This is a genomic window from Candidatus Symbiopectobacterium sp. NZEC151 (assembly GCF_025962655.1).
In the GTDB taxonomy this organism is placed as follows: Bacteria; Pseudomonadota; Gammaproteobacteria; order Enterobacterales; family Enterobacteriaceae; genus Symbiopectobacterium.
Genome location: NZ_JAGFPE010000027.1, coordinates 1 through 606, shown reverse-complemented (window position 1 = coordinate 606; position 606 = coordinate 1). Strand labels below are relative to the sequence as shown.

Sequence of the window (606 nt, the reverse complement as noted above, 5' to 3'; positions counted from 1 at the left end):
AATATAGAGATTATATTCATAGCACTTTTTTGACGGATGGTGTATGATATGAAACTAAAAATTTATATGTATTTTTTTATTTTTCTAGTTACATTCCATGCTCATGGAACTACTGCTCCGCTTGGTGAATCTAGAATAGGTCAGGAAACAGACTGTACGTCATCATTTAAAGGTAATTTTTATAAAAATGCTATAATTGATGGGCTTTATGTTTTTTCAGGTGGAGATAAAATCCATGTGTATATAAGTGGAAAATCTAACCATCTGTACATTTACAATGTAAGCAGTAGCTCTTCTTATATATATGATCTTCTTAAAACATCTTGGTTGGCAGGAATAACAGTGGATATTTGCTATAGTGCTTCCGATGAAATAAAATTTATTTCATTAATGAATAAACAATGAAAACAGCATGTTTTTATTGCTGGTAAACTTACGTTAATCTTTGTGTGGTATATATGAAAAATAAAGCACATGCATTCGGCACAAATAATAGCCAATTGTTATTGTTATTGTTATTGTTATTGTTATTGTTTTCAGTATCCTCTTATGCGACAGTGAAAGATTGCACGCCGGATAAAGTCTTTACTATGGATTTTAACAAAA

Annotated in this window: 1 protein-coding gene; it reads left to right on the top strand. The window is 30.0% G+C overall.

Features of this window, described 5'->3' with window-relative positions; translation table 11 throughout:
• Window positions 1-48 precede the first annotated feature (48 nt).
• Complete coding sequence (locus J5067_RS23195) at window positions 49-405, top strand: hypothetical protein (RefSeq protein ID WP_264646124.1); 357 nt, start codon at window positions 49-51, stop codon at window positions 403-405.
• Window positions 406-606: the final 201 nt, after the last annotated feature.

Coding starts and splice junctions, on each gene's coding strand:
- J5067_RS23195 (WP_264646124.1), top strand. CDS start 49: ATGAAACTAAAAATTTATATGTATTTTTTTATTTTTCTAGTTACATTC.